This is a genomic window from Serratia sp. JSRIV001 (genome assembly GCF_019968745.1).
GTDB classification, from domain to species: Bacteria; Pseudomonadota; Gammaproteobacteria; order Enterobacterales; family Enterobacteriaceae; genus Chania; species Chania fonticola_B.
Genome location: NZ_CP074147.1, coordinates 2,437,074 through 2,456,811, shown reverse-complemented (window position 1 = coordinate 2,456,811; position 19,738 = coordinate 2,437,074). Strand labels below are relative to the sequence as shown.

At 49.2% G+C, this 19,738-nt stretch carries 26 protein-coding genes; 9 read left to right on the top strand and 17 right to left on the bottom strand.

The features are described from left to right. Positions 1–176: 176 nt before the first annotated feature. The 15 genes from KGP17_RS11145 to KGP17_RS11075 all read right to left on the bottom strand — a co-directional run bounded on the left by KGP17_RS11145 (position 177) and on the right by KGP17_RS11075 (position 8,909). Entirely contained in the window at positions 177–479 is a 303-nt protein-coding gene (locus KGP17_RS11145) for a hypothetical protein (RefSeq protein ID WP_223499319.1), read from the bottom strand. After that, entirely contained in the window at positions 479–988 is a 510-nt protein-coding gene (locus KGP17_RS11140) for a hypothetical protein (protein ID WP_223499318.1), read from the bottom strand. Before KGP17_RS11140 ends, KGP17_RS11145 begins: the two co-directional genes overlap by 1 nt. After that, entirely contained in the window at positions 985–1,413 is a 429-nt protein-coding gene (locus KGP17_RS11135) for a hypothetical protein (protein WP_223499317.1), read from the bottom strand. The genes KGP17_RS11140 and KGP17_RS11135 overlap by 4 nt, the downstream gene beginning before the upstream one ends. Next, on the bottom strand, positions 1,410–3,587 hold the full coding sequence (locus KGP17_RS11130; RefSeq protein ID WP_223499316.1) for a DNA cytosine methyltransferase: 2,178 nt from the start codon (positions 3,585–3,587) through the stop codon (positions 1,410–1,412). Before KGP17_RS11130 ends, KGP17_RS11135 begins: the two co-directional genes overlap by 4 nt. Then, on the bottom strand, positions 3,584–3,928 hold the full coding sequence (locus KGP17_RS11125; protein ID WP_371822139.1) for a hypothetical protein: 345 nt from the start codon (positions 3,926–3,928) through the stop codon (positions 3,584–3,586). The genes KGP17_RS11130 and KGP17_RS11125 overlap by 4 nt, the downstream gene beginning before the upstream one ends. Positions 3,929–3,937: 9 nt before the next feature. Further along, the gene (locus KGP17_RS11120) at positions 3,938–4,120 is read right to left on the bottom strand and encodes a hypothetical protein (protein WP_223499315.1); all 183 of its coding nucleotides are present in this window, start codon (positions 4,118–4,120) and stop codon (positions 3,938–3,940) included. Then, complete coding sequence (locus tag KGP17_RS11115; RefSeq protein ID WP_223499314.1) at positions 4,120–4,533, bottom strand: hypothetical protein; 414 nt, start codon at positions 4,531–4,533, stop codon at positions 4,120–4,122. The genes KGP17_RS11120 and KGP17_RS11115 overlap by 1 nt, the downstream gene beginning before the upstream one ends. Beyond that, on the bottom strand, positions 4,530–5,219 hold the full coding sequence (locus KGP17_RS11110) for a hypothetical protein (RefSeq protein WP_223499313.1): 690 nt from the start codon (positions 5,217–5,219) through the stop codon (positions 4,530–4,532). The genes KGP17_RS11115 and KGP17_RS11110 overlap by 4 nt, the downstream gene beginning before the upstream one ends. Continuing rightward, positions 5,212–5,355 carry a hypothetical protein gene (locus KGP17_RS11105; protein ID WP_223499312.1) on the bottom strand — a complete coding sequence of 48 codons (144 nt, stop codon included), beginning with the start codon at positions 5,353–5,355 and terminating at the stop codon, positions 5,212–5,214. Before KGP17_RS11105 ends, KGP17_RS11110 begins: the two co-directional genes overlap by 8 nt. Then, positions 5,348–6,019, bottom strand: coding sequence for a DUF1627 domain-containing protein (locus tag KGP17_RS11100; RefSeq protein WP_223499311.1), 672 nt, complete (start codon positions 6,017–6,019; stop codon positions 5,348–5,350). Before KGP17_RS11100 ends, KGP17_RS11105 begins: the two co-directional genes overlap by 8 nt. Further along, on the bottom strand, positions 6,016–6,402 hold the full coding sequence (locus KGP17_RS11095) for a hypothetical protein (protein ID WP_223499310.1): 387 nt from the start codon (positions 6,400–6,402) through the stop codon (positions 6,016–6,018). The genes KGP17_RS11100 and KGP17_RS11095 overlap by 4 nt, the downstream gene beginning before the upstream one ends. 16 nt (positions 6,403–6,418) lie before the next feature. Beyond that, on the bottom strand, positions 6,419–6,922 hold the full coding sequence (locus KGP17_RS11090) for a replication protein P (RefSeq protein WP_223499309.1): 504 nt from the start codon (positions 6,920–6,922) through the stop codon (positions 6,419–6,421). After that, on the bottom strand, positions 6,900–7,799 hold the full coding sequence (locus KGP17_RS11085) for a DnaT-like ssDNA-binding domain-containing protein (RefSeq protein ID WP_223499308.1): 900 nt from the start codon (positions 7,797–7,799) through the stop codon (positions 6,900–6,902). The genes KGP17_RS11090 and KGP17_RS11085 overlap by 23 nt, the downstream gene beginning before the upstream one ends. 301 nt (positions 7,800–8,100) lie before the next feature. After that, positions 8,101–8,664, bottom strand: a complete 564-nt coding sequence (locus tag KGP17_RS11080; protein ID WP_209527538.1) for a toxin YdaT family protein — start codon at positions 8,662–8,664, stop codon at positions 8,101–8,103. 2 nt (positions 8,665–8,666) lie between these two features. Continuing rightward, positions 8,667–8,909 (bottom strand): YdaS family helix-turn-helix protein, encoded by a 243-nt coding sequence (locus KGP17_RS11075; RefSeq protein ID WP_074032479.1) that lies wholly within the window; start codon positions 8,907–8,909, stop codon positions 8,667–8,669. Positions 8,910–9,012: 103 nt separating this feature from the next. On the opposite strand from KGP17_RS11075, the gene KGP17_RS11070 reads away from it, so the two are divergent. The 9 genes from KGP17_RS11070 to KGP17_RS11030 all read left to right on the top strand — a co-directional run bounded on the left by KGP17_RS11070 (position 9,013) and on the right by KGP17_RS11030 (position 17,063). Next, the gene (locus KGP17_RS11070) at positions 9,013–9,393 is read left to right on the top strand and encodes a helix-turn-helix domain-containing protein (RefSeq protein WP_074032478.1); all 381 of its coding nucleotides are present in this window, start codon (positions 9,013–9,015) and stop codon (positions 9,391–9,393) included. 325 nt (positions 9,394–9,718) lie between these two features. Continuing rightward, a complete protein-coding gene (locus KGP17_RS11065) occupies positions 9,719–9,916 on the top strand; it encodes a hypothetical protein (RefSeq protein ID WP_081375925.1) in 198 nt (65 codons plus the stop codon). A 147-nt stretch (positions 9,917–10,063) separates the two neighbouring features. Further along, entirely contained in the window at positions 10,064–10,357 is a 294-nt protein-coding gene (locus KGP17_RS11060; RefSeq protein ID WP_209527544.1) for a hypothetical protein, read from the top strand. Between the two features lie 140 nt (positions 10,358–10,497). Next, a complete protein-coding gene (locus KGP17_RS11055; RefSeq protein WP_223499307.1) occupies positions 10,498–10,731 on the top strand; it encodes a hypothetical protein in 234 nt (77 codons plus the stop codon). 371 nt (positions 10,732–11,102) lie between these two features. Then, positions 11,103–14,330 (top strand): PD-(D/E)XK nuclease-like domain-containing protein, encoded by a 3,228-nt coding sequence (locus KGP17_RS11050; RefSeq protein WP_223499306.1) that lies wholly within the window; start codon positions 11,103–11,105, stop codon positions 14,328–14,330. An 11-nt stretch (positions 14,331–14,341) separates the two neighbouring features. Then, on the top strand, positions 14,342–15,460 hold the full coding sequence (locus tag KGP17_RS11045; RefSeq protein ID WP_223499305.1) for a recombinase RecT: 1,119 nt from the start codon (positions 14,342–14,344) through the stop codon (positions 15,458–15,460). Further along, positions 15,454–15,639, top strand: coding sequence for a hypothetical protein (locus tag KGP17_RS11040; protein ID WP_223499304.1), 186 nt, complete (start codon positions 15,454–15,456; stop codon positions 15,637–15,639). Before KGP17_RS11045 ends, KGP17_RS11040 begins: the two co-directional genes overlap by 7 nt. Positions 15,640–15,709: 70 nt before the next feature. Continuing rightward, entirely contained in the window at positions 15,710–15,955 is a 246-nt protein-coding gene (locus KGP17_RS11035) for an excisionase (RefSeq protein WP_223499303.1), read from the top strand. Beyond that, positions 15,936–17,063, top strand: coding sequence for a phage integrase Arm DNA-binding domain-containing protein (locus KGP17_RS11030; protein ID WP_223499636.1), 1,128 nt, complete (start codon positions 15,936–15,938; stop codon positions 17,061–17,063). The genes KGP17_RS11035 and KGP17_RS11030 overlap by 20 nt, the downstream gene beginning before the upstream one ends. 15 nt (positions 17,064–17,078) lie before the next feature. Here the strand turns inward: KGP17_RS11030 and KGP17_RS11025 are convergent, their stop codons facing one another. Both KGP17_RS11025 and KGP17_RS11020 read right to left on the bottom strand, forming a co-directional pair. Beyond that, positions 17,079–18,542, bottom strand: a complete 1,464-nt coding sequence (locus KGP17_RS11025; protein WP_223499302.1) for a hypothetical protein — start codon at positions 18,540–18,542, stop codon at positions 17,079–17,081. Position 18,543: 1 nt separating this feature from the next. Next, positions 18,544–19,614: a nucleoid-associated protein gene (locus KGP17_RS11020; RefSeq protein ID WP_223499301.1), complete on the bottom strand. Its 1,071-nt coding sequence runs from the start codon at positions 19,612–19,614 to the stop codon at positions 18,544–18,546. Between the last annotated feature and the right edge of the window lie 124 nt (positions 19,615–19,738).

Here is a 19,738-nt window from a genome sequence, read left to right as displayed (position 1 = left end):
CTCATATTCCGGCCAATCTGACTCAACAACTACGCATTCCAACGGCGCTTTTCCCTTAATTGATCGGCCGCGCTCTATGCTGTCAGCAATCGTATGCAGGAGCTTGTAGTTAAGAGGGCCAAGGATATTTTTTGCGTCAGCCTCTTTAATGACGATATAGCGGTTTTCTCTTTGCATTATTCCCCCTTGACCTTAGCTCCTGGCGATAACTTGCGTACTTTGATTAAGTGCGGATTCTTCATCTTGCAAAGCTGCGTCGTCGCCTCATCTATTGTGCTGAACGTATGAGCATTTTTGATATCTTTCGTCCAGTATTTAGCTTTGTATTCGCCAAGGTCGCACTCAAAATACAGACGTCCAACGCCAACCCATTTCGGTTTTCCGTTCATCATCACGATACCGCGTTCATCATAAAGAATATCATCACCCTCGAACGTCATTAAAACGAATGGGCCATCTGGTTTTATTGCGCTAATCATTACTCCCCCTTATGGTGACAATAATGTGCGCCGTCTGGTCTACTCGTTAAATCAAGCAGCCGATTGCAACGTGGGCATGGGGAACGCACTTCTACCCTTGCATCGACAAGAACCTTGACCACGTCATCAAGTGATAACCACTCCCCGCAGGGGTCACAAACCACGCCGCAATCGACGGAATAACGATCCGGCAACGTGATAGGTTTCTGTTGTCGCTGTTCTGCTGCATCGGCACGTTTGCTTTCAGATTCGGCCAAGCCGTGGAAATCCCACATGTGCCGCTCGTAGTATGCTGATTGCTCTTGCTCCAGCTTTAGCGCTGCCAACAGCTTCTTAATGAGTACCGCCGTTTCAGCGGCCACGTTGGTAATCACATACTCTTCCGTGACCTCCTGGCCGTTTTCGCTATTACTGACAACAGCGAAATAGTCAGAGTCAATATCGTTATCAGCTAGGCTTTCAAGTCGCCCGATTGCCTCTATTGCGCAATCCGTCAATTTATCACTCATGCTTTTTGCTCCCTGGCTAAAGGAACTGCCAGATCGACAGTCCATGAAATGATTGATGCCTCACTGTCTGTTTTGGGCTCACCGAAAACGTAATATTTGCTCCCCGGCCTGCCCATTACAGGATCGAGAAAAACGGGTTTATCCCCTTCAACCAAGATGGCGATAACCTGATGTAAGCCGCCAACAATATTCAGGGATGCGACAGAGAGAAAATAAACGAATCCATTGCGAAGTGTTCCTTGCTTAGGATGCCCGTAAAAATAAGGTATGCCGTAGTGATCCAATGCATCGTCAAGCCAGTCTGTTTTTGCATGGAATTTTTCATGCCAAAGCTCGACAACTTCATCCACCGGCCGTGACGCGACCATTGCAATGCAAGCTGACATGCATGTGTTGAAGGTTGGTTGCTGTTGATGTTCGATCATGCTGCCTGCTCCTCTATGGCAATACACATTTCCGGTAAGTTGGCCCGAACCAGCGCTTCGGCGAAAGGCGGCGGCACCGCGTTGCCGCACCTGGCCACTTGCGCCTCTTTCGAGTATTTTTTCCCACGATAATCGCGTTCGATGATGTACCAGTCAGGGAACCCCTGCGCTCGATACAATTCTCTCGGCGCCAGCATCCGCATGCAGATATCAACGATGATGTAATCGCCGACGCGTATGTAGTTGGGGCGTTCTGCGGGAAATAAGTGGCTTTCGTCTGGCTCGTCGCTGAATTTCTCCAGTAACCGGGCGCACCACCACGCCCCATAACGCTGTTCATCCGTCAGTGGTTCCTGGCCGCAGTGCGCTTCATTGATCGCCATACGGTCTTTTGTGGTGACCGAATGCACTGGTGCCGCAACGTCGACAGCTGTCGCTGTGCCATAGTATTTGGTCAGGAAAGCTTGGACGTGCCCGTTATGCTGGCCACTGGCGGTTATCGTCGGTACCGGATCTGTAATTTGCCTGCCGTCTTTGCACGTGCCGCGCAGGTGTACCAAATGCGATGTACAAAGCCCGTGGTGGTCAACTTGGGTAATCGTATGCAATGGTTCATCCACACCCAGGCCTGCGCCGGTATAGTTGCCGCCGTAGTGCTTCACTATGTTGGTAGCGACTAAAGCATGGTGCCCACCAGTGGTTACTGTACGCAGTGGTTCGTCAGCTTTTCCGCCCGGATGCCCTGTGGTGTTAACCATTAAATGAACAGATGCCAGCGCGGTATGTGCAGTTGCTGGGATGGTGATCGTCGGTACGTCAACAGCTCTCGGTTTGCCCGAGTATTTCGGTCCGCCAGCACCAACGAGAACAGCACTGACCATGTTCATGCGCGAAACTCTGGTGATCGTCTGGTATGGTTTTCTAACTGGCTTAGGCTGCATTTGCCCTTCGTTGCCACCGGTACCGACAAGAACAGCCGCAGCTATTTGGGTTTTCCCGCCACCACCAGGCATGACCGTTCCCACCGGAGTATCAACCGGTTGGCCGGTACTGTTTCCGAACTGGCGTACTACCACCGGGGCGGCAACCCCAAAGCCGTGGGTTTGCGTTATCGTCTGCAGCGGAAGCCTGCCAGATTGCCCCCGGAAGCAATGGTATTTGGTTTTGTTCGATGTGTGATTGCTTTTCACGACATACGGCTCGATCAAAAGGTGTTCTGCTTTGCTTGTGATCGTGGTCAGCGGTTGCCCTGCTGCGTACTGCCGCCCATCACCACCAAAACCGGTTTGCCCAATTTGAACAATGTAGGGATCTGGATTATTTATAACGAACCGTTGCAAGCCTTTAACGATGCGGCGCAGAGTGTTATCTGCCAGATCCTTCTTTCTGCCAAAAATGCTTTTGGTTGGAAGTGACCAATCGATAATTTCGGCAGCCGTACGCCAGGGTTTGAGTTTTCCGCTCTTAACCTCTTTAGATTTCGGATCCCCGTGGGTGGGTTCGGGCCAAACTATTGGATTACCATCACAGCGGGCCATCATGAAAAAGCGCTTACGGATAGTTGGAGCGCCATAGTCACAAGCTCTCAACTCACGGTACTCAACCGCATAGCCCAGTCCAGCTATCAGACGACGGTGATCGTCGCTGCCCTCAGCTATACCCAAAATTTCGCAGCACTCAGCTAACGCAGGGTGTTCTGCATCAATGCCGGTGGTTAGCATTGCTATAAACCCGAGAAAAGTTTCCCCAACACGATCTGGGCATGGGTAGTCATTGCCGTTCTGGTCTGTCACGAGCGGCCCCCACGTTTTAAATTCCTCCACGTTCTCCATTGCGGTAACCCGCGGGCGAACCTTCAAGATCCATCTGATTTTGATCCAGGCCAGCCCCCTGATTTCTTTTTTAACCGGTGCTCCGCCCTTCGCTTTCGAAAAATGCCTGCAGTCGGGGCTAAACCACGCCAAGCACACAGGCTTGCCAGCTGTGGCAACCACCGGATCGATATCGAACACGGATTCACAGTAATGCAACGTGTCCGGATGATTGGTTTCATGCATAGCGATCGCATGCGGGTCGTGATTAATCGCAATATCAACGCTGCGGCCGGTGGCCAACTCGATACCCGTTGACGCACCACCACCACCGGCAAAGTTATCAACAATAATTTCTCTCATTGGTATTGCCCCAAGGTATCGGCCAGCACTTTGGCAACGGAAGTAACAGTGGGCATAGGGATCCCTTCTAACCACATGCGATTGATATGGTGCCGTAGCCGTTTTTGATGGCACTCCGGCAAGTTTTCCGCGCTGTCGATTTGGGTGATCACCATCTCGACCTCTTTAGGCCAAACTGTATTTTCAACCGGGATCAGCAGCATGGTTTCAAGTTCGATGATCCGATTAATGGCGTTTTTCAGAATTATTTCGTCCATAGCACCGCCACCATTGTGATCAGCAATATCCAAAACGTGCCGCTGGCGATGCATATCATTTTCCAGGGATTTCGTAACATCCATTTTTTGATCTCACTCTTCATGATAGGCCTCGCTGAATACCGCGTGCGATGGCGACCAATCGCAATACGTGTCCGTTTCGACGTGGCCGAAAATCGCTTTGCAACGGCGTATGTGCGCACAGTCCCCACAAGTTTTGCCCACAGGAAGCTTCATTTTGTCCGGGTCGGATGGGTCAAAATTGAGTTCGCTCATCACCTGTACTCCCAAGACACGCCAGCTTTTACCAACTGTCGACAATGCCGAATGATGACAGAGCGGGTTATTTCCCCGCCCAGCCGCCACGGTGAGTAGAATGGAGATTCATCAACTTTCTCTCTTTCATCGCCCACCCAACCCGCCGCATCAAGTGCATTCCCCATCCCTGCCCAATCTGTGGTTTGGTCTATCAGTGAACGATGCAGCAAGTAAAACGCATCGTAGCTATCAGCCTCACCCCAATAATCCACGGTGGTCACTGTCCATTCGTCATTGCTATAGCCCCACTCCAATTCGAAAGCGTCAGCGGGGTATTGGCGAGGCATGAGAGCTATCAGCAGACGCATTGCCTCTGTGCTGAATTTCTTTTCAATGCGGGCTTTGCGATTGTCATAACGGCGCTTGCTCATATCCGGCCCTCCCTCAGCTCGACCAGATACCCGCGAACATATTTTGAAAACGCCTCTCTCCGCTCTATTTGGCCGTAGAAGAATGGCCCTTCCATGATTTTTGCTGTTTCGGCGTCCCAGGCATCGGCGAGCTTCTCAACGCCTATAGCCTCGATGCGGGTCAGTGCGGCATAGGTGGCGGGAAAGCTCAATTCCTCAGCACACGGGATTACCTCGCCGTAGATACGTTCCATTGCCTGCTCCCAGCCGTATTGCATGGCATCGTAGCGATCAGTGATACCGCGGTCTTCTAAGCCACACCCCATACTTTCAGGGTGATACTGGGGCTCGTTATCCAAGTTAGTAACGGAGTCGATGATGGCTTTCGTCGCCGCATTCTCTGCAGTTAGTGCCAGGTTATCGTCCATGAGGCTCTTTACCGTCGCCTCTACAGGATCGGTGTAACCTGATAGTGCATCGCTGGCCCATTGCTGCATACGTTCGCCTTCGGTCGCCGGGTCCATTTTTCTGATGCCTGCCAGCGTTTGAACGTGATTTGCGTTTATTGCAACAACAGCATCAAGTTGCCGCTTGAGCTGCTCGTAATCTTCAAACTTTATGTAGCTACCAGCCGTATTTACGTACATTTCTGGCGAGCCAGTAACGAAGCCGACATCAGGTTCAAAACGTGTTGGTGAATTAGTCATGACCTTGATCCTTTGTCTGGATATCGTCGCCTTCAAAGCAATCAAAAATGATGCATAAGACCCATGCGATAACGATGGCTGTGATAGCCCAAATAGCGCCGCCAGGTTCTTTTATCAGTTCCCAAAACTCAGCCATTGGTTACCTCCAACAAACGATGAACCCGGTTCAGGTGTTTGAGTAATTGCTCATCACGCCGTGCACCGGCTTTCTGTTGCTTAATGCGTTCGCGCAGATGGGTGATCGTTGGAATAACCAGCGTCTCGGTATTTGATTCAACTGCTGGCGTTCGGGGTGCAACTGGCGCTGCGCGGAAAACAGCTTTCAGCGTTGGAACATCCACCGTTTTAACCGCGGGCGCCGGTGCTGCAATTTTTTCAGGTTCAGCCCTTGCAGGCGTCACTTCAGCGCCGGGCATCATGTAACGGAATTTACCGCTGGCTGACTTGCGCACAACCTTCCCGCGACTGGTGGCCATTGCCAGGGAAGATGCAACGCGACGTGCCGTAACACCCGCAACGGCAGCGAGCTCCTCGGCCGTCATTGGTCCCTTTTCTGCGATGATATTGATCAGGTCCTCAGCTTTGATGCTTACTGGCTTAGTTTCGGTTTTCCCCACATGTCCTGAGGCATTTCCGGTCACCAGCTCCCAACAATTGCCATCTTTCTTTACCACCTCGGCCTCTTTGAGTTCCCAGAGCTGATCAATAACTTCCTGTCGTTCCATACCCAACCGCGCAGCGATTTCGATGGACGAGGCTTTACCCATCGCTTTCAGTGCATCAATGATCGTTTCCATCATGCGTTACCCCGCACAGCGGCCAGCGCCTGATCGAACATTTTGTGCAAATGGCAGAACCGCAGTTCAACTGGGTTGAAGTGCCAGAGCCTTTTATCACTGGTGGTGTTTTGAGAATTAGAACGATAATTTACCTCCCCTCGCGTAATAAAACTTTCGCTGGCACTGATCAGTGTGTAACGCGCCTTATTCCCCTGGCTTTTGACAACAATTTCAGCGTGGGGAGATCGAACCATATTCCTCAGTCGAGTGAGGATTGACATGCGAGTGAGGTCACCATCGGGATAAGCATGGTGTGCCAGCTCGTATATTTCGCTGGTACTCAGTTCCTTGCCCAAGATCAGATCGACGAATTGCCTAGTTGTAATTCTGGTTTTTTTGGTCATTGGTTTATGCTCCGGCTTATTTCTTGTCTTTGACGCTTGAACGTATCCTGGCCAACATTTCATCCCCGCGCTGACGGTATCGGCCATCGGGATCGGCCTGTTGGGAATAACCTGGGGGCGGTGGCCCTTTTATTTCAGCCCGGCGAACGGGGGGAATTGAATACCCCTGCTCAACTTTCTTGGCCCATTTTTCCAACTGGCGAACAGCCAAGTTTTTCAGCTCGACCTCAGAAAGTTTTCGGCCTACACCCTGGCGACGCATTTCAATGCAAATGTGGTACAACACGTCGCTTTTCCAATTGAAATCCTCGGAACTGTTGTACCGCCAAGCCCCGTTGCGCCATCGCCAGTATTCATCCACAACGTCAGCAGCACTGAAGCCCAAAATGCTTGGCGTTGTCTCACCGACGATTGCCACGAACTCGGCAAGGTCAGGCGGCCAATGGTGACCTGCGTTGCAACGCTCGATACAGCGCGCTGTTGCTGCACTTAGTTGGCTATTCGAGAGCTTTGAAATCATTTGGACCCAGGCCGTCGAGGGTGTGGTGCCGTTCTTCCGGAGCCACCGTTGGGAATAAATCTTCGCCATTGTCTCCCAAAGGCTCCAAGCCACATCTGGCACGTTCGGCATTCCGGGCGGCCCGGACTTGTTGTAATGGGTCGGTGGTTTGTACATTTGCATTTGAACCTCGTGATTGCTTGATGGTGTTTTGCTGCAAGAACTGAGCGAGAGAACGCTCAAATTTTTGCTCCCATTGCGATTGCTGCAGTTCGCTACGTTCGGCTTGCCAGAACACGACAAAGTCAGCCAAAGCAGCGGCGAAAATATCCGGTGGCACTTCCGGCCATTGGGTTATTGCCGGTCGCCAGTTTTGAAACATGGGGAACGGTCGATCATCAGGTAAAATCTCTCCCTCACACGCATGCGCGTTGTGTGGGGTTTTATCTTTTAGATCTTTATCTTTATCTTTATCTTTATCTGGTGTGACATTGCGTGACGCGTTGTGACGGGCTTCTTTCTCCTTGGCTAGTCGCTGCCGTTCACGCTGAGCATTTTTACGTTCTGCGGCAGACTTGGCGCCGGTTTCAGGGTTGCCAGAGTCTTCACGTTTAACCTGCCGTTTCTTCCAACCAGTGAGATCTTTCCCGTCCAAAACTCTGCCTTGCATAGCTTCTAAAATCTGCCCAATGTCACGCTCGGTCACGTCGAGCGCACTTGCTAAATCTTCGTGCGTGACATCTGCGTGACCTCGCGTGACACTCTGTGATGCGCTGACTAACAGGTGCAAATATGTCGCCTGTACTAGTGCCACAGGCTGCCCCGACAATCTGGCTATAGTTCGCCATTTGGGGTCATTCGGCATGTCGTGCCAGAGCCGCAACCATGAATTAGCCATCTGAACTACCTTTGTTTTTGCTGATGCTGCTGCACTGCTTTCACCGACGCCCCATGCGACGCCCTGGTACATGCGGACGGTCTGGCTTGCCCTTCACCCGCTTTAGCGGCTTTGCGTACGTCTTTGCGACCGCAAGGCTGCTAGCGATGGTCGCATTTGGGTATGCCAGGTAATGATTGGCGCCGTGGACTGCGGCAGAACGCGCGACTTCAACAGAAAATCCATTACTTACCAGTTGATCGCGGATCTGCGCTTCAACTTGTTCTCTTGAAAAATTAGCCATTGGTTTATGCTCCGATCGTTAAAAACAGCCGCTGAATACTGCGGCAGCGCTGGCCATAACTGCAGCCCACCGATCCGGCGGTGCCAGCCTTACCAGCGATTCAATGCCCTCGCGGATTTCTTTCTCCAGCTCACGCAACGGTGCGCCGAGTAATGCCGCTTGTTTGGCATCCGCGCATTCTTTGATGGCGTCGGCCACCAGTTCAAGCTTGGTTTTCCCCTGCTTCAATCCGTATTTTCTGGCTATCTCTATCGGCATCACGTCGGCAATTACCGGCGCCAGCTGCAGGACGTAACCGGCGTACTTCTCAGTACGGTGCGGGTTGTCCAACCAGCGGAAAATGTTCTGTCTGTTGTTACGGTCAGAATTCCCCAATTGGAGGCATTTACCGTCACGTCGAAACCATTCATCGGTGATCAACTTTGCGATAGTTTCCTGTGCCCGGCCCGGCAGCGTGCTCTGCCAATCCTCGACGGCCAGCCGCACCGCCTCGGGTTTGACGCTGGCACGGCGGCGCATGGAAGATTGATTTTCTGAACTCAGGCGCTGGCCACTCGCCCTGATAGCATTTGCAAATGACATGGTTAACCCTCAACAATCGGCCAGTCTTCCTGTGGTTGGACAGGTATTCCATCGGTTGGGTTTGGATAAAGATCCGGACGCAACTCATGGGGAGTTACGCCTGTTACTTGGAAAATGGAAAGCACCCTGTCGGAAGGCACACCATTTTTTTTCCACAGGCAAACAGCCATTCGGCTTACGCCTAATGCCTTGCCTAACGTATTTGCGTTTCCGTGTTTGCGGATTGCGTTGTTGATACCAGTCATTACGACCTCCGTATTAGTTACGGTGGAAGTAAAGCATTTATTTACCAAATGATCAAGCAAGTCAATCATTGCAGATGTAAAGCAATGATTTACAATAGAGCCTATGACTACGAACACAGAACAACCTGACCTGATAAGCAGACTCACTGAGATAAACCAAAAAGGCATATCCAAAGCTGATATGGCGCGCATTGCCGGGGTTAGTAAGCAAGCAGTAAGCGGTTGGTTTAGGACAGGTACAATTAGCAAAAAATCTGCTCTTGCTATTGCTGAAGCGGCAGGCGTTTCTGTTGCATGGTTATATGGTGAGAGTGTCGAAAAAAAGAGCGGACTCGGTGCTGATGAGATGGAGTTGCTTAGGCTCTATCGCCAGCTCCCAGAACCTGAACAAAGAAATATGATCGCCGTTTTTGGCGCTCGACTGAAAGAATTGGATGAGTATGTAGAAAAGTACGCTCGCAAAAGGATCAAGGGTGTTGAGTAGTATCGAGGCAGGCAAGAAAAGCCCCACAAATCCCCGATAAAATAATCTGAGACGTACCGAAGGCCAGAGGGCTGACATAAACCCTCTGGCCTTTAACATTTTCGGCCACACTCCAACCGCCCTCCCGAGGCGGTTTTTTTACAACCAAAAAACCTCACATAAAAATTTACTTGATCAAATAGTAAAGATATTGTTTACTTGTTCCATCAGGCAGCCGCTGCGGCGACTGTAGAAGTGAAATCAGCAGCAGGTGAAAACGTTCTGACAGCCAGGAAAGACTGGCGAGCATAAACCAATGTTCAACCAATCAGCAGAGGGGTAGCCAATGATCAGCACTACCGTTCCACACAGTGGTAAAGCAACCAACTACCGCAACAAGCGCACCGGCGCTGCATGGGTGGCACATTACGATATCCATTGCCAAGTGTATCGGTTCGAGCCTACCGGCAACCTTCGGGCGATCAAGTCGCCGTTTGAATCTCGCAGTATTCCGCCATATTTCGAACCGGCTGGCACCCACTGAAAGTGCAACACCAGGGAACGGTCGTATATTCCCGCGCGCAGATGTAGGTAATACGACGCCGGAAACGTAACCGGCAACCTAATTATTTTTAATTCAGCTTATTAATTAAGCCATGGATCCCCATTACCTAAAACCGGAGTATGACCAATGAGCAAGACTGTTATTTTTAAATTAGAGCAGGTCAGCAATAACATCGCCAAAGTAGTTTCAAACAGCGAAACTGCTGGTTACATCGCACTACCTGATAACGAACATCAAAACCAGCAACCTTTCGCCATCACCCACAATGGCAAAGATATTGGCTATGAGCATTGTGAGGTATGTGCGATCGAAGCCGTTATCCGCCGCTTTGAACGCATTCCCCTTTCGGTAGAAATCAACCTCATTACGCCTAAAGAGGTCGCCCGTTCTGTAAGCATCAACGTGGTATCCATTCACTGATTGCTGTGTGTGGTCTTCCCCCGCCGTCGTTGGCGGGGCTTTTTGAAGCTATTGAAATACGTCCTGCGTTTCCTATCTGGGGGCGTAAATTCGCAGGGCGTATTTCAATATCAACCTGATGATCAATGGAGAGTAGATATATGGCTATCGACATTACCATAAAAGTAGAAAGCATTGGCTCAATTGAAAAAACCGGATTTCGCTCAAATTTAGAAGTAGAACTTAACTCCGCTGAATTAACAGAGGCTGTTGATGCGAAAGCCATTGTCGGTGAATACGACAAAGACGAATTGCTTGAAGCAATTGGTGAAGAGTATATCCAGGAATGGTTAGAGGAACAGGGATTCACAGTTACCAATGGTGACCAATTATGATGTTTTCACCATCTGCTGCAATCGATGCACAAAAGAAGTATTGCGCTGAAAATCGCCTACCTTTATTTGCACCTCGTGACGGCATTTGCAATCGCTGCACAAATAATATTTACCGGCAAAAAGTTTCACATGGGTACAAAACGGGCATCTCAGTTGAAGCCGCTGGCACTACGCATGTTCTCGACTGCCCGCATTGCAGCCTCAGTTACTGCAATTAGAAGTAAAAGGCCCGCCAAGGCGGGCCAGTGCCGGTTTAACGTCCCGGCGACGGGTTACCGGGGAACCACCCCCAGCAACCGGAGCATAAACCAATGACCACTATCGCAGTCAATGATCGACTGCATTCTACCTAAATTCAGGAGAACTGCATAATGCAAAATGTTGCCGCCTATCTATACCGGGCAAAACAAAAGTCAGGTAAGCCTCATCTCTATGTTCATTTCGAAGCAAAGTCAGACGACCATGCCGAAACGAAGCGTGATTATCTTTTTATGGAAGCTGGGTATTCCAAAGCCGATTATTTTACCCCACTACGCATTAACTTCCCTGTTGTTGACGGTCTGCCAGTAGATGGCGCATTCAGTGAGTCATTCTGGTTATCTTGGGCACTTGAAGGAGATTCTGGGCGTACTTGTTTTCCGCGCGACAAAGTTGATCCTTCTGTCGCGATCCCTAAGCTTTACCCCTACATGCTCAAGGCCGACACGGATACACCGGCAAAAACACCTGAGCCGCCAGCCAAGGAAGAAACCACATTTTCCGCAATAGACCTCGACAAGCATACTGTGATTGCCGCCGCATGGCTGTTTGGCCGTGACTGCATGAAAATGACAGGGGAGCAGTTGAAAGCAGCAACCAGGCTTATGATGGATGACTCGCAGCGTTACCCGCAAAACGTCATCATGGCCCTCTCCAATCTTAAGGGGTTCGATTACGTTTACCCGGACATGCCGATAGTGGCCATTGCAGCCATAAAGACTATCTGGCCACCATTCGATAAAGCGCCAGAACTGGGTAAACTTAGTCAGTTCGCAACCGAATACCTGAATGCGAAAGTAGATGATCGCCAGTCTGTCATTTCCAAGTGGCAGACGTCGCCCAGCGCCGCAAATAACTCACAAGTAGAATTGCCGCGCACGTCGTCCGGCGCACTGGCCGGCACAGGCAAGAATCCAGTCTACGGCACGCCAATAGCGTCCTTTAGCGAACTTGAAACAGTCACCTACCTTGCGCACTACCCATCCGATTTTGATATCAGCAGGCCGCCAATCGGCATTGTTAATGCAGTAAAAGAGATGAAAACGCGCAAAGAAAAGTCCCCATTAGCATGGTATGGACAGTTGTCCGAAACCCCCGGCATTCTGGACTTTTCCCGTGAGGCCGTTGGTACGCTTATCCGCAATGCGCCGGAAACCCTCCACCTAACACCTGGCCCACTACGCGACTATATCAATGCGAACCTGATCGAGATTGACGCCAAAACAGCGAAGGTAAAAAACCATGCTCAAACCCAATCGCTGCCGCAGGGCGAGGCAGACTCACTGGTTGATGAACAGCTTGCGAATGAAACGCTGGCAGGCGCAGCAACAAGTGCTGGCAGCGCGTCGCTGGCGGGCGAACTGACAGCAAGTAATGCCTCAAATGATGGCGAAAAAGAAGAGGTGGACGCCGCTAAGGATCTTGACCCAACAACTCGCAGCGCGTGGCTGCGGCGTGAAATCATGACAGCCCTTGACGGCAAAACGTCAGTGATGAGCGTGGATGATGTCAAAGAGTTGATGGTAAACGTGGGCGATCTTAACCACGTATACCTTGCCAGGCTGTTAACAAAAGAAATAGAGCCCTGCGATCCTTTCAAGCAGTTGGCCAAGGACGATATTTATCACCTCACCTGCGATGTGCTTGAGGGTTGGGCCGACGATAAAGAAGAACGCTGCCAACTTATCGATGAACGCGTTGAGTTCTGTCTGAAAGAAGCGCGCCAAACGTTGGAACAGGCAGACGTCGCTGGTCAGCATAAAAACGCTGAACTGGCGCGCCATGATGCCTCAAATGGGGGAGAAAAAACGGAAGTCGCCCAGCAGCAGCCTGCTGGCGAATTGCACGCCATGGGCAGCGGCAAGTTTGATGTATCTGAATTGTTCGCGACATCACCACTGGCCAACGTTGATAACGCAGCATCAACCGATTTGCGGGAAAATGAGGATCTGACAACCAAGGATGTTCGGGAATTCCTGGATTCGTCAACCAAACCAGCAGATTTGTCAGGCGAATGCGCGCCAGCCGCACAGGAAGTACCTGTCGCCACGGCACCAGCATATTTCGAACCTGGCCGGTACCACGATATCCCGAACGACGTTTACCACGCTGCTAACGGTATCAGCAGCACTATGCTGAAAGATGCCCGCGTTTCATTGATGTATTTCAACGCTCGTCACGTCGCAAAAACCATCAAGAAAGTGCACTCAAAAGTTCTCGACTTGGGCAACCTGGTGCACACCATGGCGCTGGAGCCTGAAAAGCTGGAACAAGAATTCAGCATCGAACCAATTATCCCCAAAGGTGCGTTTACCACCACCGCATCGATGCGCGAATTTATCGATAAGCACAATGCCAGTCTGCCAAAAATGACAGATTCTGACACGCTGCGCTCGATCATTGATGCACATAACGCCACGCTGCAGACACCTTATGCCTTGGGCGGAAATGCTGACGAAATCGGGCAGTTCTATACCCTGCTACCGGCCGAGTTTCAGCGGATTGGGGAGGATCAAAAGCCAACTGCAACAGCGATGAAAGCTTGCATCAAGGAATACAACGCCACGCTGCGGACTCCACTGAAAACAAGCGGCGGCCGCGAAGCATTGCTTGAACAATTGGCAATCATCGATCCTGAATTCGTAAAACTTGAACTGGCCATTCCTTCCCCGCTAGCGGTCAGCGGCAGCAAAGAGGATATGGCCGCCCGCATTAAGACAATTTTACCGAACGCTGTTTTTGCCGACGAACTAATCGAGCAGTGGCGCAACACTGACGACGATCGCGTACTCGTGACCCAGCAGCAAATGCAGGAGGCCAAGGCCATTCAACACGCCTTATTCAACCATCCATCATCCGGGCCAATGCTGCAACACTCTCAGCGCACCGTTGAAGCCAGCTATTTCGGGTATGACGAGGATACCGGTATGGAGATCCGCGTGCGCCCTGACCTTGAAATTGACCTTGATGGCGTCCGCATTGGGTTTGACCTTAAGACTATCAGCATGTGGAGTGTCAAGCAGGGAGCCGTTAGAGCGAGGCTGCACAGAGAAATCATTGAACGCGACTACCACCTTAGCGCAGCGATGTATTCCGATGTCGCGGCTTTCGATCAGTTCTTTTGGATTTTCGTGAACAAGGACGAGGGCTACAACTGGGTGGCGATCGTTGAAGCATCACCCGACCTGCTAGAACTTGGCCGCCTTGAGTACAAAGAGGTGTTGCGCGACATCAAACAAGCGTACGACACCAACATATGGCCAGCGCCGATCACTGAAGAAATTGTGGACGACCTGAACGATTTTGACCGCCGCCGCCTTGAAGCGCTGCGCGTAGCTTAAGGAGCATGCCAATGACCAACCAACTCGCATTGATTCAGAAAGATTTAGCAGCAGAGCTAGCACCGGCCAAGGAAATTTTGCCGAGCCATGTCAGCTTTGAAAAATTCACCACCGCCGCGGCGGTGGCACTAGCCAACAATAGCGATTTATTGGGTGCCGACCGCCAAAGCGTTATTAATGCCCTTTCATCTTGTGCAAAAGACGGCTTGATCCCTGATAACCGTGAAGCCGCGCTAATCGTGTACAAGACGAAAAACGCTAACGGCCAATGGATACCTAAAGCGCAGTACCTGCCGATGATCGACGGCGTGATGAAACGGGCTCGCCAGTCCGGCGAAGTCTCAGTGATCGCCACACGAGCCTGGTACAAGAACGATCAATTCCGCGTCTGGATGGACGAAAACGGTGAGCACATTTTTTACGAGCCGAACCTACTGGATCGCGGCGAACTTGTCGGCGCGTTCGCCTATGCCAAGATGAAATCCGGCGAGCTGCAATTTGAAGTGATGAATTTGGATGATATTGAAAAGGTCCGCGCAGCCAGCAAAAACAGCGACAAAGGGCCATGGGTCGACTGGTATGAGTCAATGGCGCGAAAATCGGTGATGCACCGCCTCTGCCGCCGCCTGCCGAACAACTCCGAGATGATGGAAATGCTCGAACGCGGGCAAGAAATGGTTTGGCAGAAAGAAAAAGACGTCACTCCGGATACACGCGTAACCGCCGGACAGTTGATTGGGGCGGCAGATAAGGCACCAGAGCCTATTACTGAAAATTCAGCACCTGAAAAGATTGCTAATGACATTCGCGGCAGCATCGACAAGATAACTACCCCGGCACAGGCAACTGACCTTCGCGCATCGGTTGAAGAATTGAAAGCACAGTTGGGGATCACTCTCTACACCGAGCTGAAAAACAAAATCGTGAGGCAGCACCACCGTCTGAACGCGATTGCAGCCCTGGGTGCGTCGATCGATACGGCTGGCAAGAACGGCGGCACAACGAACCAGGAGCGCGCCGAACTGGGAGCACTGTTGCATCGCTCCGAGCGCTTTCTTAGCGCTGATGAGGTTCAGCGCTATCAACAGGCGATCGATGACCTGTCGCCGTCGCAGGAGGCGGCATGCTGACGCTCATTGGCTTTGTCCTGCTGGTCAGCCCATGCGGCCAGGATGCATGCGACGCGCTGCCAGTATCCGAGCGGGTGTACTCGATCAAAGCTGAATGCGAGCAGGTGAAAGAAGCAATCCAGTTTCGTCGGCCACACGCCGTATTGTTTTGCAGCGAAGTATATAGATCTGAAAATTGATTTTTGAAAATCAAAACACAACCCTGACCACGATTAATATCGTGGTCGGTTGTGTGTAGGAGCATAACCAATGGCACGCACTCAAATATTAATGGAGTGGGCAATAGATGAGTTTGGGAAAGAAAATTGCCCTAGTTATTCAACGCTTCTTTTGTATGCAAAAAATAAAATGATATACCCGCCTCCTCAAAAAGCTGGGCGCTATTGGCGCGTAGAGAAAGGGGCAAGATTTACCGGGTTAGTCTGCCAGCCAGAGATAAAAAAAAGCGACGACCCCCGCCTATTGAGGATTTTATCTGATGGCAAGACCACGTAAATACAACGTCGATGTTCCTGGTCTTTCCTGCTATACGGACGCCAGAACAAAAAAAGTGTACTGGCGTTACAAACACCCTATTACTAAAAAATTTCATGGGTTAGGTGATAACGAAGAAGAGGCAGCAGCAATAGCAAAAGACGCCAACACCAGGTTATCCGAGCAGTTGCTGCGTAACACACTCGCCGTTCGTGACAAGTTGAGCCGCGCCGTTGGCGGCAGTATAAGCGTTTCAACGTGGCTCGATCGTTACCTTAAAATCCAAGAAGAGAGGATGCAGGCAAACGAAATCACAAAAAATACCGTTAAGCAGAAGCTTGCCCCAGTCAAAGCAATGCGGGCAGCATTGGCAACAAAACCGATCCGGGAAGTTGATACACGAGATATTGCTGACATTCTGGACGATTACAAAAATCGGGGCCATTCAAGAATGGCTCAGGTAGTACGCACGACACTGATCGATGTATTCAAGGAGGCTCAGCACGCTGGCGAAGTCCCGCCAGGCTACAACCCTGCAGAAGCCACAAAGAACCCATATAACAGGATAGATCGGGAACGGATGATCCTAGAGGAGTTCAACGCAATGCTAGCAGTGATCGCGCCACCATTTGAGTACATGAAAAACGCAATGCTGCTGGCCCTCGTTACTGGGCAGCGTGAGGGTGACATCAGCAAGATGCAGTTTTCCGACATCTGGGATGATCATTTGCACGTTGAGCAGATAAAAACCGGCGCGAAGGTGGCGATCCCGCTATCTCTCCACTGCACCGCCATTGGCATGACGCTGGGGCAGGTGATCGCGCAATGCCGCGATAATATCGTCAGCCCGCATCTGGTTCACTACACACACAATACGGCGATGGCTCGCCGTGGTGGAATGGTCACGGCCAATACAATAAGTAGCAGCTTCAAAAAAATACGGGATCTGTCTGGCTTGGTTTGGGATAAGGGCACCCCACCCAGTTTTCACGAAATCCGCTCGCTTGCGGAACGTCTGTACAGGGAACAAAAAGTGAATACCAAGGATTTGTTGGGGCATAAATCCCAACGTCAAACCGACCGTTACAATGATGATCGAGGGAAGGAATGGAGGGTTGTGAATATTTAAGCTGTAGTCTAAAAATCAAAACAATAAAAATTTTGCCAGGGATGGCAGATTCCAAGTTGCAAAAAACAAAGCTGCATAAACTAATACCATGATACCAAATGAAATATAAAGAGTGGTTTTTCTGGTATTTATAGGTTTGAGAAAGTTAGCGCCATTCTCTTCCCTAGATGTGTAACGCTGAAGAACCTTAAGCCAACGCTCGCTCTCTCTTGAGCTTAAAACAGAATCCCTCCAATGCGCGGATATTTGAAGAACACAAGACAAGAGCAAATATCCCGCTAGAAACTTCACTAGAATGGCGAGTTCATGGCTATCAAGTAACTCCAGTAAATTTTTTTTATCAAACTTACTCAAAAATGAAAAACCAACAAAGGCAAGGATGCCTAGAATATCCCTCGTTATATTAGATATTAAATCTCTAACTTTTGAAGCATACATGTCAGCCTGAGAGCGCATATCTTTTAATAACTCTCTCATTTCTTTATGATATGCATCTTTTCTATCAAGGATTACAAATGCATAGCTATCCTGCGCTTGTTGCAATGCTTCATCAATGTTGACAAAAACCCCTTTAAAGACGGATTGCTCTATCTCAATATTTAATGAAAGCACATCCATAATTAATTGCAAGCGAGTTTCCGCTCGTTCTTTATAAGTCCAAACTACAGTCTTAACAAGTCTCTTTTGAAGCTCAACGCAGTCCACATCAATTAACTTATCTAAAACTTTAGTAACTAATTTTGTACCTTTGAATGAAACAGCATAGTAATCATCAAATTTCTTTAATTCGAATGCCATACATGCAATAAGGTTTCTTACACTCAATGCAATAAAAGCTTTTGCCAACGTGCTTTGTATGTCTCCCCAAGTCATCAGGTAGGTATTTGGTCTTATTTTCAAAAGAACATCAGAAGAAACCTTCACCAATTCAGAAACCTGAGTTGAGTTGGGTAGTGTAGGAGTATCCTCTTGGCCTTCTTCTTTTTTATAGTCTTTAACTGGAATTACACTTATACAATTCCCACCAAAAGGCTGATCAAGCCCAAATACCCAAATAAAAGTTTTTTCGTTGAAACGTGGTTCTAGATCACTAATTGGAGCTGCGAAGGGGTCTATTTCCTTAACCCATTCTAAAGCTCGTTGCTCAGACATAAATAAAATATTCTTTGAATCAAGCTCACCCTCAATTTTCAACTTTTCGGCAAGTAGGTTTTTACTAATCAATATTGACCAAGAACTATCCAATACACCGACGAAATCCAAAACTTCATCTGGATCTACAGATGAACCATTGACCGTCATAGTGGGACAGGACATTCCAAGCTCAGTACTAAGCCGCCCAAGCTCCTCACATAACTGAGCGATTTTGTCTGTAACGCTCTCCCCCTTCAAAGTTAAGCGATAGCTTTCTTCTGTTACAACATTGGAATGTTGAACTAGTTCGTTGATTTGTTTGATCATACCTACAATGCTATTCATGCTATTTCACCTTCGTTTCCACCCTATTAGTTTCAATGGTAATTATTTCCTTCCCATTGTCCAACTTCCGGCGCTGTATGCCGGCAGCTGCCGCATCACCTTCAAATGTAATTATTACACCTTCTGATGTCTCGTAGATTTGTTTTTTCTCTCTTCTACTTATTGACTCAGGTTTTGATGCGAACCGTTGGCCAGCAACGCCCGCGCTAGCCAACTTTTCATACAGCTCATTTGATAGAGTTTCATTAATTTTAGCATCATCATGTCTTACAACAGCAGCGATAAATGCTTCAGTATCAAAATGTTCATGCGCAGTGAAGAAACTAAAGGAGCGGCCAATCATAGTGTTGGCATCTTCACCTTCAGGGAGCAACTCAGCAGGCACTTGCCGAGCCCAAGCCCTAACTGCTCTATGGGCTTCCTTCGTAAGCACTGAAGCTGTTTGCCTCTCAGTAACGCCGAGGAAAGATCTAAAATAATCAGTTAACGTGGGGCTAACCCGATCATAGGCTAGCACATTCCATTTATGGGTACCTGACAGATCAATCAAGGCGCTTTTTTGCACTGACTGCTTACTCTCACTAAGAGCATTGGGAACCTCATTGATCACAGCAATTCTCTTTCCATCCTCCTCAACATACGAGTACGTTAGCGTCGCACTTTTATCGAGTTTAACGAGAAATAGAAGTTTTTTATAATCATTGGGGCTACTGAGATACGACACTACAGATACAACAAAGAGGCCATCTGAAGACGATCCCACATGTAACTTAGCAAAACTACGTGTTATATCACGTGAAATTTCTACAAACTTGGTAGCATCTTTCGTTAAATTATCACATTTGCTTGCCAAGCTATCAACATCATCAACAAATAAAAATTGGCTACCTTTTGCGCACTCTTTAAGTCTGCTTAGAAAAAATTCCTCTTGAGCTTTAGCAAGTTTTACTGAATCCAAAAAAATAGTTTTTTCATCATCTCCATCAGTCTGGATGATATGGAAGATAAAATCGTTAATTTTTAATGACTCAATTTGCGCTTTACTGAGCACTGATTCAATTGCTTTCGCCATCTTTATATTCCCTGTTCTAATGATTCCGTAAAACTATCACACTACTTATGTGTTTAGTATTAATGCAATCACGTTTTTACTAGAAATAATTGATAGCGAAAAGAGCTCACATTTCGTACAGTTT

Excerpts from the sequence above, each read along its gene's own strand:
- KGP17_RS11050 (WP_223499306.1), top strand. The coding sequence starts at position 11,103 with ATGCAAAATGTTGCCGCCTATCTATACCGGGCAAAACAAAAGTCAGGT.
- KGP17_RS11115 (WP_223499314.1), bottom strand. The coding sequence starts at position 4,533 with ATGAGCAAGCGCCGTTATGACAATCGCAAAGCCCGCATTGAAAAGAAA.
- KGP17_RS11075 (WP_074032479.1), bottom strand. The coding sequence starts at position 8,909 with ATGACTGGTATCAACAACGCAATCCGCAAACACGGAAACGCAAATACG.
- KGP17_RS11070 (WP_074032478.1), top strand. The coding sequence starts at position 9,013 with ATGACTACGAACACAGAACAACCTGACCTGATAAGCAGACTCACTGAG.
- KGP17_RS11020 (WP_223499301.1), bottom strand. The coding sequence starts at position 19,614 with ATGGCGAAAGCAATTGAATCAGTGCTCAGTAAAGCGCAAATTGAGTCA.
- KGP17_RS11055 (WP_223499307.1), top strand. The coding sequence starts at position 10,498 with ATGGCTATCGACATTACCATAAAAGTAGAAAGCATTGGCTCAATTGAA.
- KGP17_RS11085 (WP_223499308.1), bottom strand. The coding sequence starts at position 7,799 with ATGGCTAATTCATGGTTGCGGCTCTGGCACGACATGCCGAATGACCCC.
- KGP17_RS11095 (WP_223499310.1), bottom strand. The coding sequence starts at position 6,402 with ATGACCAAAAAAACCAGAATTACAACTAGGCAATTCGTCGATCTGATC.
- KGP17_RS11035 (WP_223499303.1), top strand. The coding sequence starts at position 15,710 with ATGGCACGCACTCAAATATTAATGGAGTGGGCAATAGATGAGTTTGGG.
- KGP17_RS11045 (WP_223499305.1), top strand. The coding sequence starts at position 14,342 with ATGACCAACCAACTCGCATTGATTCAGAAAGATTTAGCAGCAGAGCTA.
- KGP17_RS11125 (WP_371822139.1), bottom strand. The coding sequence starts at position 3,928 with ATGGATGTTACGAAATCCCTGGAAAATGATATGCATCGCCAGCGGCAC.
- KGP17_RS11090 (WP_223499309.1), bottom strand. The coding sequence starts at position 6,922 with ATGATTTCAAAGCTCTCGAATAGCCAACTAAGTGCAGCAACAGCGCGC.
- KGP17_RS11110 (WP_223499313.1), bottom strand. The coding sequence starts at position 5,219 with ATGACTAATTCACCAACACGTTTTGAACCTGATGTCGGCTTCGTTACT.
- KGP17_RS11040 (WP_223499304.1), top strand. The coding sequence starts at position 15,454 with ATGCTGACGCTCATTGGCTTTGTCCTGCTGGTCAGCCCATGCGGCCAG.
- KGP17_RS11065 (WP_081375925.1), top strand. The coding sequence starts at position 9,719 with ATGATCAGCACTACCGTTCCACACAGTGGTAAAGCAACCAACTACCGC.
- KGP17_RS11105 (WP_223499312.1), bottom strand. The coding sequence starts at position 5,355 with ATGGCTGAGTTTTGGGAACTGATAAAAGAACCTGGCGGCGCTATTTGG.
- KGP17_RS11120 (WP_223499315.1), bottom strand. The coding sequence starts at position 4,120 with ATGAGCGAACTCAATTTTGACCCATCCGACCCGGACAAAATGAAGCTT.
- KGP17_RS11145 (WP_223499319.1), bottom strand. The coding sequence starts at position 479 with ATGATTAGCGCAATAAAACCAGATGGCCCATTCGTTTTAATGACGTTC.
- KGP17_RS11100 (WP_223499311.1), bottom strand. The coding sequence starts at position 6,019 with ATGATGGAAACGATCATTGATGCACTGAAAGCGATGGGTAAAGCCTCG.
- KGP17_RS11060 (WP_209527544.1), top strand. The coding sequence starts at position 10,064 with ATGAGCAAGACTGTTATTTTTAAATTAGAGCAGGTCAGCAATAACATC.
- KGP17_RS11130 (WP_223499316.1), bottom strand. The coding sequence starts at position 3,587 with ATGAGAGAAATTATTGTTGATAACTTTGCCGGTGGTGGTGGTGCGTCA.
- KGP17_RS11140 (WP_223499318.1), bottom strand. The coding sequence starts at position 988 with ATGAGTGATAAATTGACGGATTGCGCAATAGAGGCAATCGGGCGACTT.
- KGP17_RS11135 (WP_223499317.1), bottom strand. The coding sequence starts at position 1,413 with ATGATCGAACATCAACAGCAACCAACCTTCAACACATGCATGTCAGCT.
- KGP17_RS11025 (WP_223499302.1), bottom strand. The coding sequence starts at position 18,542 with ATGAATAGCATTGTAGGTATGATCAAACAAATCAACGAACTAGTTCAA.
- KGP17_RS11080 (WP_209527538.1), bottom strand. The coding sequence starts at position 8,664 with ATGTCATTTGCAAATGCTATCAGGGCGAGTGGCCAGCGCCTGAGTTCA.